This is a genomic window from Chryseobacterium sp. sg2396 (genome assembly GCF_042610505.1).
GTDB lineage: Bacteria > Bacteroidota > Bacteroidia > Flavobacteriales > Weeksellaceae > Chryseobacterium.
In genome coordinates, this window is record NZ_JBHGAQ010000007.1 from 158,773 (window position 1) to 172,917 (window position 14,145).

At 40.9% G+C, this 14,145-nt stretch carries 14 protein-coding genes; 13 read left to right on the forward strand and 1 reads right to left on the reverse strand.

What is annotated here, in order from left to right; all coding sequences use genetic code 11:
- The first annotated feature begins 62 nt into the window (after window positions 1-62).
- The 13 genes from ACED20_RS09675 to ACED20_RS09735 all read left to right on the forward strand — a co-directional run bounded on the left by ACED20_RS09675 (window position 63) and on the right by ACED20_RS09735 (window position 10,783).
- The gene (locus ACED20_RS09675) at window positions 63-1,172 is read left to right on the forward strand and encodes a sensor protein KdpD (protein WP_294221749.1); all 1,110 of its coding nucleotides are present in this window, start codon (window positions 63-65) and stop codon (window positions 1,170-1,172) included.
- 6 nt (window positions 1,173-1,178) lie between these two features.
- The gene (locus ACED20_RS09680) at window positions 1,179-2,894 is read left to right on the forward strand and encodes an ATP-binding protein (RefSeq protein WP_378104321.1); all 1,716 of its coding nucleotides are present in this window, start codon (window positions 1,179-1,181) and stop codon (window positions 2,892-2,894) included.
- A 506-nt stretch (window positions 2,895-3,400) separates the two neighbouring features.
- Window positions 3,401-4,072 (forward strand): hypothetical protein, encoded by a 672-nt coding sequence (locus ACED20_RS09685; RefSeq protein ID WP_345767446.1) that lies wholly within the window; start codon window positions 3,401-3,403, stop codon window positions 4,070-4,072.
- Window positions 4,073-4,144: 72 nt separating this feature from the next.
- Window positions 4,145-4,792, forward strand: coding sequence for a hypothetical protein (locus ACED20_RS09690; protein WP_345767445.1), 648 nt, complete (start codon window positions 4,145-4,147; stop codon window positions 4,790-4,792).
- 9 nt (window positions 4,793-4,801) lie between these two features.
- The gene (locus ACED20_RS09695) at window positions 4,802-5,227 is read left to right on the forward strand and encodes a hypothetical protein (RefSeq protein WP_378104324.1); all 426 of its coding nucleotides are present in this window, start codon (window positions 4,802-4,804) and stop codon (window positions 5,225-5,227) included.
- A gap of 7 nt (window positions 5,228-5,234) precedes the next feature.
- On the forward strand, window positions 5,235-5,771 hold the full coding sequence (locus ACED20_RS09700) for an HD domain-containing protein (protein ID WP_345767443.1): 537 nt from the start codon (window positions 5,235-5,237) through the stop codon (window positions 5,769-5,771).
- 5 nt (window positions 5,772-5,776) lie between these two features.
- Window positions 5,777-6,334: a YdeI/OmpD-associated family protein gene (locus tag ACED20_RS09705; protein WP_345767442.1), complete on the forward strand. Its 558-nt coding sequence runs from the start codon at window positions 5,777-5,779 to the stop codon at window positions 6,332-6,334.
- A gap of 2 nt (window positions 6,335-6,336) precedes the next feature.
- Window positions 6,337-7,056, forward strand: coding sequence for a hypothetical protein (locus tag ACED20_RS09710; RefSeq protein ID WP_294229891.1), 720 nt, complete (start codon window positions 6,337-6,339; stop codon window positions 7,054-7,056).
- Between the two features lie 120 nt (window positions 7,057-7,176).
- Window positions 7,177-7,569 (forward strand): immunity 22 family protein, encoded by a 393-nt coding sequence (locus ACED20_RS09715; protein ID WP_294314350.1) that lies wholly within the window; start codon window positions 7,177-7,179, stop codon window positions 7,567-7,569.
- Between the two features lie 2 nt (window positions 7,570-7,571).
- Window positions 7,572-8,129: a hypothetical protein gene (locus tag ACED20_RS09720; protein WP_378104327.1), complete on the forward strand. Its 558-nt coding sequence runs from the start codon at window positions 7,572-7,574 to the stop codon at window positions 8,127-8,129.
- 218 nt (window positions 8,130-8,347) lie between these two features.
- Window positions 8,348-9,082, forward strand: coding sequence for a protein phosphatase 2C domain-containing protein (locus ACED20_RS09725; protein ID WP_345767440.1), 735 nt, complete (start codon window positions 8,348-8,350; stop codon window positions 9,080-9,082).
- A gap of 6 nt (window positions 9,083-9,088) precedes the next feature.
- Window positions 9,089-9,745, forward strand: coding sequence for a hypothetical protein (locus tag ACED20_RS09730; RefSeq protein WP_345767439.1), 657 nt, complete (start codon window positions 9,089-9,091; stop codon window positions 9,743-9,745).
- Between the two features lie 426 nt (window positions 9,746-10,171).
- The gene (locus tag ACED20_RS09735; protein ID WP_294229878.1) at window positions 10,172-10,783 is read left to right on the forward strand and encodes a zinc-ribbon domain-containing protein; all 612 of its coding nucleotides are present in this window, start codon (window positions 10,172-10,174) and stop codon (window positions 10,781-10,783) included.
- Between the two features lie 135 nt (window positions 10,784-10,918).
- On the opposite strand, the gene polA is transcribed toward ACED20_RS09735, so the two are convergent.
- On the reverse strand, window positions 10,919-13,759 hold the full coding sequence (gene polA / locus ACED20_RS09740; RefSeq protein WP_378104330.1) for a DNA polymerase I: 2,841 nt from the start codon (window positions 13,757-13,759) through the stop codon (window positions 10,919-10,921).
- Between the last annotated feature and the right edge of the window lie 386 nt (window positions 13,760-14,145).

Genomic DNA, 14,145 nt, shown 5'->3' on the forward strand with positions numbered 1-14,145 from the left:
TAAACCTCATAGGTTTTGAAAACCTATGAGGTTTGAAATTCCAACTCAAAAAAATAAAATCCATGTCTTCAGCGAAAGATTTTTTAGAACTGATCCAGAAATCCCGGAAAGGGAAATTCAAGATTTATATCGGGATGAGCGCCGGTGTGGGAAAAACCTTCCGGATGCTGCAGGAAGCCCATGCGCTGCTGCGAAGCGGTATCGATGTGAAGATCGGCTATATCGAAACGCACGGCCGGGAAGAAACCGTAGCCCTTACGGATGGCATTCCCGAAATTCCCAGAAGGTCATCGTTCTATAAAGGCAAAAACCTAGAGGAAATGGATCTTCAGACGATCATCAACACCCATCCGGAAGTGGTTCTGGTGGATGAGCTGGCCCATACCAACATCGAAGGGTCCAAAAATAAAAAAAGATGGCAAGACGTGCTGGAAATCCTCGACAACGGGATTAACGTCATCAGTGCGATGAACATCCAGCATATCGAAAGCCTGAACGAAGAAGTAAAGAAGATCACCGGAATTGAAGTTGCGGAACGCGTTCCCGACAAAATCCTGGCCCTTGCCGATGAAGTAGTGAATATCGATTTAACCGCCGACGAACTGCTGACAAGGCTGAAGGAAGGAAAGATTTACAAAAAAGAAAAAATCCAGACCGCGCTGAATCATTTTTTCCAGAGCGGACATATCCTTCAGCTCCGGGAACTGGCTTTGAAAGAAGTAGCGACCCACGTGGAAAGGAAAGTGGAAACCGAGATCAAGACCGAAAGCTTTAAACCTGTAAAATTCCTGGCCTGCATCAGCAGCAATGAAAAAATAGCCAGGAACATTATTCGTAAAACCGCCAGACTCGCCAGTTATTATAACAGTCCGTGGACGGTGCTGTATATCCAGAGGCCTTCGGAGAACCCTGAAAAAATCGCCCTGAACAAGCAGCGTTTTTTAATTAATAATTTTAATTTAGCACAGGAATTGGGCGCGAAGGTGGTCCGCGTGAAGGAGAACAGCGTCCATAAAGGGATTCTGGATTATGTGATCGAGCATAATATAACGACGGTCTGCATCGGAAAGCCCCATGAGAATCTGCTGCAGCGGATCTTCGGGTACAGCTGGATCTATACGCTGATGAACCGGCTGAATGAAAGACAGATCGATATTATTATTTTATCTTAAAAGACAATGAAACTTAAAACAAAGCTCACCCTCGGCGTAGGTCTTTTATTCGTGCTGATCGTCCTGCTTTCAGTGATCGGCTCCGTATATATCAATAAATTAAAATCCGACACCGAAAAGATCCTGACTGCCAATTATAACAGTATCGAATTTTCCAAAAACATGCTGCTGGCGCTGGATAAGATAGAAACCGACAGCGCCGTGGCCATTAAAGATTTCCAGAAAAATACCGCCCTGCAGGAAAAAAACCTGACGGAATTCGGGGAAAAGGAAGCCACACAGAACCTCAACCTGCATTTTAAAAGCTATCTTCAGCAGCCGACGGATAAAAAGGAAAAGCTGATCCGTGAAGATCTGGTAACCATCATGTCCCTGAATATGAAAGGGATCGAAAGGAAAAGCGATATTGCCATCATTACGGCCGGAAACGCCACTTTCTGGATTGTCAGCCTGGGAACCGTCTGCTTTCTGATCGCTTTTGTCCTGTTGTTCAATCTTCCGCGTACGATTGCGGAACCGATCAGCCAGCTTACGTCCAGCATCCGGCAGATTGCCAATAAGAATTATAATGAAAGGGTGCATTTTAAAGGAAGCGAGGAATTTAACGATCTTGCCCATTCCTTTAATGTGATGGCGGAAAAGCTCCAGGAGTACGAAAGCAGTACTTTATCTAAACAGCTGATGGATAAAAAACGGATCGAGACGCTGGTGAACAATATGCACGATGCCGTGATCGGGCTGGATGAGAACAACTTCATCTATATGATCAACGATGAGGCTTTAAAAATCACGGGACTGAATAAAGAAGACATTATCGGGAAAACGGTCCATGAAGTGGCAATAAACAATGACCTGATCCGTGAACTGCTGAAAAATGTCGATGCCCCGGCAAAGGAACCGATTAAGATTGTTTCTGACAATAAAGAAAATTATTTTGAACAGGACATCGTTCCGATCAATATCGTAAAAACGGGTGAAAGGGAGAAAAAATACATCGGAAGGGTAATCCTCCTGAGAAACATTACACCTTTCAAAGAGCTTGATTTTGCCAAAACCAATTTCATCGCCACCATTTCCCATGAGCTGAAAACCCCGATCTCCGCCATAAAAATGGGGGTCCAGCTGCTGGAAAACCAAAAATTCGGGGAGCTGAACGAACAGCAGAAAGAACTGCTGAAAAGCATTAATGAAGACGGGCAGAGGCTGCTGGATATCACCGGCGAGCTGCTGAATTTATCCCAGGTGGAAACCGGGAACATCCGCCTGACGATCGAAAACTGCCGGCCAAAAGAAATGGTTACCGCCGCCATTAAAAATGTTGAAAAACTCGCCGAGCAGAAAAACATTTCAATCATAACTGAATTTTTTACCGATGACCGGGATATGATCATGGCCGATTTCGATAAAACCGTCTGGGTGATAAACAATTTTCTGAGCAACGCCATCAAACATTCCTTCCAGGATGAAAGCATCAGTATCGTCGTGGAAAAGACGAATGAAATGATCCGGTTCAGCATAACGGATACCGGAAAAGGAATCGATGAAAAATACCACCGTCAGGTTTTCGACCGCTATTTCCAGGTGCCTGGCGAGCACCAGAACGGTACCGGTCTCGGCCTGGCCATTTCCAAGAATTTCATTGAAAAACAACATGGCGAAATTGGAGTTAAAAGTTCGCCAAACCAGGGAAGTACTTTTTATTTTGCGCTGCCTATGGTTTAGATAAATTTTTTATATTTGAAATTGAAATTCATTTGATTTAAATTACGCTGTCAAATACTTTTTTTCTTCTTTTTACCGCAGCAATTTTCATATTCGCTATCGGTAAAAGCATCTATTACTTTCTTGAAAAAAATAAAATTCTTAAAATCTGCAGGCACACAAATAGCATTGAACTGAAAAATATAAGCGGAACCATTTTTACCAATGAAGGAACTTTTAAGAAAAAATATGAATGGTGTTCTTTTGATATTCTGATCAATGATAACTCCATATTTTTGTTTTCAAAAGGTTTCAGTGTAATTCCTTTTCCAATTCCAACAGGAAAAATAACAGAAAGCCAACTCTGCTGAGGGAGTATAAGATAAGTTCAAATGCAGTACAACTGGTTTATTATCGTGAGTATCTTAACGCCAGAAGCAGAGAGATAACACTACAAAATCTCAATACCGAACAGGTATCACTTTTTGAAAGCTTATTAGAAGGCAAAAGCAGAAGATTTTATTGATATGAAAATAAAATTAATACCCGTTATTGAAATCGAAAATTATATTGAGGAAATACCCTTTCCCCCGTCCGGTCCTTATTGGGAATTTGCGGATGAATGGGAAGATTATCATCTTTCAACAAATTTACAAGCAGGCTTTTCTAATAACTTAAAATCCTATTCGAAGGGGTGCTCTTTTTACAGAATTAACGAGATCCCGGATTCCGATCTTTTAAAAGTTGTTCAAAAAGAAATCGATAGACAGAAAGATGAGGATTATCCTGAAATTGTGGAATTGGCCTGTCCGCTTACCGGAGGGTTAATTTTAAATATCGATGATGTTGATCTTTATTATCCGCAATGTTGCGGAGATTTATCTGCTATCCGAGATTGGAATAATCTGCTGTCTGATAAAGATTCTTACTTTTATATGGGACACCCTTCGCCAAGAATTATAAAAACGGAGAAAACCATTATTTTTGATTTTCTGAATTCTGAAATTCAGGAGCATTATGCACCACCCGTAAAGGAAGATCAGATTGAAATAGATAAGGATGCTTTAAGGATTGCGTTGGAAAAGGTAAACCAGGAGCTTCATCATTTTGCTGAAAGACTTGTTAAAATCAATGAGACCCAAAATCTAAATATTCCTGGTATAGACCGAACATTGGTTTATGGCAAGAATGATCAGTAAAGATATATTCTGAAAATTTTCTAAAAAATACTATCCAGAAAATAACTAATTTAGTTGACTGTATTAAATCTTATGACAACAGACCTGGCTCAACAATTAGCTGACTTCTGCGAAAAATTTAAACTTAAAGAAAGGACTTTTGAAAGCTTTGATGAGCTTTACCTGAAAAATTGTGAAGACGAAAACTTTTTCAACGGATACGAGAAGTGTGAATTAAAACCGGTTTTCGATGGCCATCGATTTAATATCCGGCATTCATTTCTTCCGCCTACAGTTGATACAAAAATCAGTCTGTATCCTGAAAACTCACTGGTTCCGGTAGGCTATTATACTTTACAGGTAGATTTCAACGGAGAAATCGTTGATGACTTTTTTGTCATTGAAAAAGAGAAATATGTGGAGTCGATCAATATGTTCAGTCATTTTCAATATTTAAATGAAAGTCTGCCGGTGGGCTATTTAAGAAGAAACATGCCCCAGTACCCATATGTTTCGTATCTTTCTCTGGCCGGAACCCTATTTATGAGTAAAAAGTTTGAAGCCTCAGGACGCTTTGTGCTCCGCGCTTATGTAAATCTTGAAGAGACAGGGGAAGCGTATTTTGAAAAGAATTTCCTTAAAAAATCCAAAAAGTTTTTGAAAATGCTGAAAAATTATTACATTGAAAAACAGTTGATTTCCCCTAAACTGAAGGCTGATTTTGAAAGATGGGGAAAATAAGCATTAATTATGGATCACTTTCAACTTATACTTAAAGAAAATATTAAAGTAATGATTACTTCCATTCATCAGGAAATCACTTATGATGGGCTGTTGGAAGGTTATCCGTGTGAAAAGGTCAATACCATGATCCTGCACAATACAAAAATAAAAGCCGGAAACCTGTTTTTTATGGATGAAATTTATATGATTGAACCCTTTATAAAAGTAAATAGGAACCAATCCGGTTCTTTCGGTAAAATGATGGAACTTCCAATGGTTACCTGCATGGCTACATTGATGTGCCGGGATGTGTTCCGTGATCAGGATAAGCATTTTTCAGCTCTAACCGTCATCTGGTTTCAGGATCAGTATGCGTTTCCCATTCAGGAAAATATACTGGAAAAAATAACGGCCGTACCTTTTAAAGAAGTTTGCCGCGAATTTGATTATTAACAAAACCATGAGTCTACAGGATATTTATCAAAACACTATACAATTCGCTGCACAGAAGCATACCGAGATTAATCAGACCATTCCGGGGACCAACCTTCCGTACGTTGTCCACCTCAGCAACGTAGCGATGGAAATTCTGGTAGCTGCAGGACAATCGGAATCTTTTAATACAGGGTTTGCCATTCAGGTGGCTTTGCTTCATGATGTTCTGGAAGATACCGGCGCTACTTTTGAGGAACTGAGTGAAAAATTCGGGAGAACGGTCGCCGAAGGTGTTTTGTCGCTGACTAAAAATGTAGAGCTTCCGAAAGATGAAAGGATGGCCGACAGCCTCAAAAGAATCAGGCAGCAGCCACGGGAAGTTTGGGCCGTAAAGCTGGCCGACCGGATCACGAATTTGCAGGCACCTCCTCATTTCTGGATTCCGGAGAAGATTGAAAAGTACAGACAGGAAGCCACGATGATTCTTAAGGAACTCCGTGGCGGAAACACTTATCTGGAAAACCGGCTGCAAAGGAAAATTGAAGAGTATAACGCAGATTAATTAAAATGAAACCTACCTTCTTCCCTACTCCTCAGGAATTCAGGCAGTGGCTTGATCAAAACCACCAGACCGAAAAAGAACTGCTGGTGGGATTTTACAAAGTCGGAACCGGGAAACCTTCGATAACCTGGCCGGAATCGGTAGACCAAGCTTTATGCTTCGGATGGATCGACGGGGTGAGAAGATCGATTGATGAGGAAAGCTACAGCATCCGGTTTACCCCCAGAAAGCCGACCAGTATCTGGAGTGCCGTCAATATCCGGAAAATGGAAGAACTGACCACCACCGGACTGATGACTGAAGCCGGTCTGAAAGCTTTTGCCTTACGAAAAGAAGAAAGATCGGCAATCTATTCCCATGAAAAAGAATCTGCTGTACTCGATCCGACATTTGAGAAACAGTTTAAGGCCAATAAGAAAGCCTGGGAATTTTTCAACAGCCAGGCTCCGTCCTACAGAAAAGTGATGCTGCACTGGATCATGGGTGCCAAACAAGAGAAAACCCGGGTCTCAAGACTGGAAAAGACGATCCGGGAAAGTGAAATGGGAAAAAGGGTTTTGTAAAGATGAAAGTTTTATCATATATGTTAATTGCTTTGCTGCTGTCCTGTTCTAAGGAAAAGGTCATCACCATGCAAAAGGTAGACATCGGAAATGTTCATTTTGAATACCCTTCCGATTGGAATCTAACTACCCTGAAAGGGATCGACTCCTACATTTCTTATCTATCAAAAGATGAAGATACCCTGTGGATAGAATACGGCTGGTATAACGCTAAGATATACAATTATCCGCTGAAGAATAATCTTTTTAAACAGATTACTATTGATGGCAGAGAAGCGATTTTGGAAACTTCCAGAAACAGCATAGGAGGATTTGCTTCTCTTTATATTCCGAAGACCGACTCTTTAAGCGGACTTTATATACGTAACAGAAAAGGAAATATAAAAGAAGTCTTGAATATTTATAAGACAGTCCGAATCGATAACCCTAAGAGAAAACAGTTTTTAAATTTCGATTCAAAAAGTTATAAAACCAAAAGCTCACCGCCAGGAATTGTTGTATACGAGAACAACTGCCTGAATTGTCACTCCGAATACCGATATATGATCGGTCCCGCATTAGACTTTAATTTAATACGTTCAAAAAGTAAGCAGTGGATGAAACAGTATATTGCAACTGATAAAAAATCCGGTGAAAGCGCGACCGAATGTTCGCAAATTAAAGATTCCCATCAGATCAATGAAATAATGAAATACATATACAGGGGTAATCTGTCAGATTAAACCTCATAGGTTTTGAAAACCTATGAGGTTTGTAGAACTCCAATCGATATTGTTGGTAATTGTCTGGTTTTTCCCTTAGATTGTCATACATTTGAAGCTTTAAATAAGCAACCGACAGATATGGAAACATTAGATTTTTGGGTAGGGAATTTTCAGAGTGAGGAAGATTTTTATGATTTTGTAGAGGAAGATGAAAACTATTATCTCCTTGAAGAATCCGATGACATCCATATTTCGAAATTTGCGGCTTCGCAGGATACGGTCTGGCTTGACCATGACTTTGTAGAATATGGTTTTGAGGCCGGAAACCGTACGATTTACGAAAAGTTCGCCGATTATTCCTTTGCTGAGCAATGGCTTCCGATCCTTGTCAACAGGCTGAATGAAATCAACCTGAAATTTGAAGTGAACTGCATTATCTTTTTAAACCGCGGGCAGGTTCCGAAGCCGGTTTCGGTAGAGGATGACTTTTTCTCGCTGGCCTATGTGGGCGGTATTGAATTCAGTGTCTGAGCATGAAAGAAAATATTGCTAATCATCAAAATCTCCTGAGCGTTTTTGCCATACTCAGAAAATATGGAATCATCACAAATAAAGAGATTACGGATTGGGCGGATGCTGTTCTGGCTTCGGAAGCAGCTTCTGACTATGCATTCATTGAAATTTCCACCTCAGCCAGCACCCACAACCTGATTAAAATTCTTGAAAAAAATGCGATGAATAAAAATACTGAAATGGTGTGCCGGGTCATTTTAGGAATTATCTATCATCTGCTTACAGAGAATTTGATAGCGTTTAAAGACAGCCTGCGGGTTATCTCCGAAATTTCCTATGAAGAAGGACTCACGGAAGACGAACAGTTCCTCCTGTACGGTTATTCAGAATTTTCGTCTTATGAACTCCAGGGTGAATATGACGGCTTCCGCCTCTACAGGGAAAACTTTTTTGAATTTCTAAGTCTCTATAAAAATTTTACTTTAACAAACCACAGGGAATGGTCTTCCATCCATGAAACACTATTGACTGAACTTTCCGAAAAACTTGAAATGGTAAAAGGAAATTATCCTTACTAAAAGTGTTTCACCGTCTTTTGTGATCCGGAAATAGTCAGCTTTCAAAAGACAGCAAAATTACGGTATTGATGAAGCAGTAAAGCAGTTTACCCCCGATCATCAAAATGGTATTTTATCAGACGGCCTAACGGGTTGATTCTTTTATTTCTAGTTAAATTTTAATCCAACTATTTCAGATACGTTAACCGCGATAGCAAAATCCGTATTTTTGCGGTTCCATGAATATTTACTCTGCCTTACAGATCGGCGATTACCACCTCAACCACTGTGAAGATTTCCTGATCATTAAATCCATTGGAAGTCATAAATTACTCTGTGCCGTAATGGATGGCTGTTCTACTGCTATGGAAAGCCAGTTTGCATCTGCTCTCACCGGAAAAATCCTCCGCAAAATCTGTACAGGCAAAAGTTATGAAGAAATGTATCGCAAGAATGGCCAAAATCCTCTCGAAGAAGAACTGAAGGATATCCTGAAACATCTTTTTAATGAAATGGCAGCAGTAAAAAATGCATTGCTTTTGGATGAAAAGGAACTGCTGACTACACTAATTCTTCTTCTGTATGATCAAAAAGAAAATCAGGGAATGGTCTTGTGCATCGGAGACGGATTGGTCTGCATCAACGGAAAAATCACTGAATTTGAAAATGGCAACAAGCCTGATTATTTTGCCTATCATCTTAAAGAAGATTTTGAAAACTGGTATCAGAAACAGACCCAGATCATTATTTTTGATGACCTTCAGGACGCTTCCATTGCCACCGATGGCATCGGTACATTCTCTAAGATGAAAAAAGCAGATGCAGAGGAAAACATTCATCCGGTTGAGTATCTTTGTATTGACAATGAATATTATGATTCCAGGGAAATGCTTTTCCGGAAACTGAAAAAACTGGAACATCATTACGGAATGAAACCAACGGATGATCTGGCTGTGATAAGAATCATAAAATAAACACCCATGAAAACATTTACCCTCACAGGCGGGGCGAGGATCGGAAGAGCCAATGCCACCTATCCTTTTGCAAAACTGTATGCTGATGAAAATATGCTGAAAATAAATGCCTCCCTCGTAGGAAATCTTATTTTTCAGCCACAGGATATTATCTCAATAAAACCTTATGCTTCGGTTCCTGTAATCGGAAAAGGCATTAAAATTCTACACAGGGTTGACAATTACAACAAACATGTGATTTTCTGGACCATGACCGATCCTGAGACTGTTATAGGTGAAATTGAAAAGACGGGATTTCTGGAAAAAACAAAATTTCCTTTATCTGAAAAAGATATACATATCATTCAGCAGCAAAAACAGGGTGGATTTCCGTTGAAGCCGTGGGTGAAAGTTCTTTTTCCCATCGTCTTGAATTTCCTTTTCCTGTATGATTTTATCCCTTTCTTTTTGGGCAAGGATGAAGGAAATCCTTTTGGTTTCGGAGTGTATTCAGCCTTAGGTTTGCTTTTCGCCGCCGCTTTGCTCACCTTAATTCCGGAAGGTTTCCGGAAACTGATTTTAAAGGAAGGCAAAACACTGGATGATGTAAAAAAGTCTGCGGTTTTCATCGTATTGATTAGCGGAGTCTTGTTTGCTGCTTTTCTTACCATTGCTTTATCTTAAATCATCGGAATGGTTTCAAAGAAACTGATCATGATCAACAGTATGATTCTGATGCTTATTTTTTGCGCTTATATTTCGGCAACCGTTTTTATAAATTATCCTTGATACATAAGTTTCTGGAATTATATCGAATGGCGTGATATTCTATACTTTCTGATAGTGCTCGCTTTCCTGGCTTTGGTTTCCCGGATGATCAGTACCTTGAACATCAAAAATCTTACTGCCCATAATTGATTTCTTCTAGTTTACAGCATATTGTGTAGTTTCTTAAGAGCCGTATCTTGAAAAAAGAAACGGAAAATGCTGGAAAGAGAGAATGTAAAAAGAGATTAAGGAGATAAAAAATTGACTATAATTGAAACATTACGGAATCCCATAAGTATATTGATGATCCGCAATATAAATTTGTGGCATAAATAAAACTATATGTCATTAATTAAGTGTCCTGAATGCAGTAATCTTATAAGCGATACTGCTTTACAATGTCCCAAATGTGGCTATTCTATCAAAGATAATCCCAGTAATATTCAAAAGATTATTCCCAAAGCCAATAATAACCAGTATCCCAGTACGCAAAAACCAAATAACGGTTGTGTAATAGCAGTATTAATTTTTATTGTTTTTGGATTTTTGGTCTTTATAGTTGATAAATGTTCAAGTTCCACAAGCAATATCAACAAAGATTCCGCTACGGCTATTGAAACAAATGTTTCCAGAGAAGACAGCATTAGAAATCAGGCCCGGATGGATAGCATTAAAAAACAGGAAAAAATTGAGGAAGAAAAATTTATGAAAACCAAAGCAGGAAAAATTTATAAAAAACATCCCGAGTGGTCAAAAGAAGATTGCATCAATGTCTCAAAAAACAGAATATGGATTGGAATGCATTATGACATGTTGGTATATGAACGAGGCAGGCCAGATGATGTAAATACATCAAATTATGGAGATGGACCAAGCTATCAGGCGTGTTGGCATGATTACCAGGCATCCTGCTTTTATTTTGATGAAAGCCAAATTATTACTTCGTATAATTAAAATCATAAAAACGTGTGAAGCTCAGAAAATAACATGCCCATAAAATTTAAAAATGCTTTTATGCTGGGAAAAAGCCAATAAATAATAAGAGACTGCCAATTTTCCGACAGTCTCTTTCTTATATTTTAAATGCAATTAATGCGCTTCCAGCCAGTTCTCTCCCACTCCTACTTCCACCAATAGCGGAACCTGGGTTTCAATGGCATTTTCCATTTCCATTTTGATGATGTTGATGGCCAGTTCCACTTCTTCTACCGGAGATTCGAAAACCAATTCGTCATGAACCTGCAAGAGCATTCTGGTCTGCAGCTTTTCTTTTTCAAATTCTTTCTGGATCTTGATCATCGCCATTTTCACTACATCGGCGGCACTTCCCTGGATCGGAGCGTTAACGGCGTTCCTTTCGGCATGGGCACGAACGACAAAGTTACCGGAACTGATGTCTTTCAAGTGGCGTTTTCTTCCCAGAATGGTTTCTACGTAACCTATTTCACGGGCCTTTTTCACCTGATCCGCCATGTACGCTTTCAGCTTGGAATAGGTTTCGAAATAGGCTTCGATCATCTGTTTGGCCTCACTTCTGGATAAACCGGTCTGCTCTGCCAAAGCAAAGGCACCCTGTCCGTATAGAATCCCGAAGTTCACGGTTTTGGCCTGGCTTCTCTGGATTTTGGATACTTCTTCCAATGGAATATTGAAGAGTTTCGCCGCAGTAGAAGCATGAATATCTTCCCCGTCCTGGAAGGCTTTGATCATATTATCTTCGCCGGAAATTTCCGCAATCAGGCGCAGTTCGATCTGCGAGTAATCGGCAGAGATAATCTTTTTCCCTTCGCCAGCCACAAATGCTCCCCGGATCTGCTGGCCTCTTAACGTCCGGATCGGGATGTTCTGAAGGTTCGGGTTGACACTCGCCAGACGGCCTGTCGCAGCTGTGGTCTGGGAGAAATTGGTATGTACCCGGTTGTCCGATTTTTCAATCTGGGACGGCAGGGCATCCACATAGGTTGATTTCAATTTCTGATACGTCCTGTATTCTAAAATATGCTGGATGATTTCATGCTTGGTGGCAAGTTTTTGAAGGATATCTTCCGAAGTGGCATACTGTCCCGTTTTGGTTTTCTTGGCTTTCGGGTCCAGCTGAAGCTTTTCAAACAGGATTTCACCGAGCTGTTTTGGGGAGTTGACGTTGAATTCTTCTCCGGAAAGTTCAAATATTTTGGCTTCCAGCTGTCTCAGGTCGTTTTCCAGGTCAATACTTTCCTGTGCCAGCCACTTTTCGTCCAGGGAAATTCCGGCAAGCTCCATTTTTGCAAGGACTTCCATCAGTGGCATTTCGATGTTGAAGAAAAGGTCTTCCAGGTTTTCCTTTTTCAGCTGTGGGGCGAAAAGTTCATACAACTGGAAAGTAACGTCGGCATCTTCTGCTGCGTAATCGGTTTGGGTTCTCAGGTCCGCGTCCCGGAAGTTGCCCTGGTTTTTGCCTTTCTTTCCGATGATGGTCTCAATGGAAACCGGTTTATATCCCAAATAGATTTCAGAAAGGTAATCCATTCCGTGTCTTCCGTCCGGGTTCAGGAGGTAATGGGCGATCATGGTATCGAACATGGCTCCTTTTACCGTGATGTCATACTTCCTGAGGATCTTATAATCGAATTTCAGGTTATGAGCGACTTTAACGAGGTCTTCCTTTTCAAAGAACGGCCTGAAAATCTCCAGGGTCTGCAGCACTTCTCCCTGATCTTCAGAAAGCGGAACATAATAGGCCAGCCCTTTTTTGTAGGAAAAGCTCATGCCCACCAGTTCGGCTTCCAGTTCGTTCAGTGAGGTAGTTTCGGTATCAAAACATACGACCCGCTGCTGTAAAAGATTTCTGACAAGCATTTTCTGGGCTTTCGGATTATCGACGAACTGATACAGATGGTCATTGTGCTCAATGGTTGATTTCGTTCCGGCTGCCTGGTCCATTTCTTCGTACGTCGCAAAAAGGTCCAGCTGGCCGACTGCCTGTGCTACTTTTTGTTGTGGTGTCGTTGTTTCGGTAACGGCTTGTTCCTGTGCCATATTTACGCTTCCGGTAACCACCGGTGCAAAAGCCCGGAACAAATTATCGTACAGCCTTCTGAATTCGATTTCATCAAAGACCTCTTTTACTTTTTCAAAATCCGGGGTTTCCAGGTCATACTGTTCCTGGTGGAATTCTATCGGTGCATCACAGATAATAGTTGCCAGTTTTTTGGACAGGATGCCGCGCTCTGCCGAAGCTTCCACTTTTTCTTTCAGCTTTCCTTTCAGTTCGTGGGTATTCGCCAGCAGGTTTTCGATGCTGCCGTATTCTTTCAGGAATTTCATCGCCGTCTTTTCTCCGACGCCTTCCAGTCCGGGAATGTTATCGACGGCATCCCCCATCATCGCCAGGAAATCTATAACTTGTTTAGGCCGTTCGATCTGGTATTTGGCTTTTACTTCATCCACTCCTAAAATTTCCACTTCGCTTCCTTTCAGTCCGGGTTTGTAAATTTTTATCTTATCGGTCACCAACTGGGCAAAATCTTTGTCCGGCGTTACCATAAAGGTCGTATAACCTTCCTTTTCAGCTTTGCAGGCGATGGTTCCGATCACATCATCCGCTTCATAGCCTGGCACACCCAAGATCGGGATGTGCATGGCCTGCAGAATCCGGTGGATGTAAGGGATCGCTGCAGTAATGGCTTCCGGTGTTTCGCTCCGGTTGGCTTTGTACTCAAGAAAATCGGTGGTTCTGACACTGGCTTCCCCTACATCGAACACAACGGCAAGGTGGGTGGGTCTTTCCCGGCGGATCAGTTCGATCAGTGAATTGGTGAAACCGAAAATAGCCGAGGTATCCAATCCCGCACTCGTAATCCGCGGGCTTCTGATCAATGCGTAATATCCCCTGAAAATCATTGCATAGGCATCGATAAGAAAGAGCCTTTTATCCTGTGTTGCGTCCATATTTTCCATAAGGAACAAAGATAAGGAATTAGTTTTCTTTTTATCCAACTGAAACCGGAAATTCGGGGAATATTGAACTTGGTTGAGGGTCGTTTGTTTTGATTTTGTTTATATTTAAACCACAGATTACACGGATTTTCACAGATGATTATGTTTAAATTTTCAATAAGGGCTTTCTATTTTTTTGTGTAGGTATTTTGTTCGTAATGAAATTGATTACTAAGATACTGCAACAAACAGTCATAAAAAAACCCGGATTTTTAGCCCGGATTGAACGGCCTGTCTGAGCTCTTTTTGTAAGCCCGGAAAAAGCCCCGGCACAAAAAAGCGAGTAGTGAAAGCCGGAAACAGCTCCTGAAAAAACAGGTATTTGGAGAGTGAGCGGT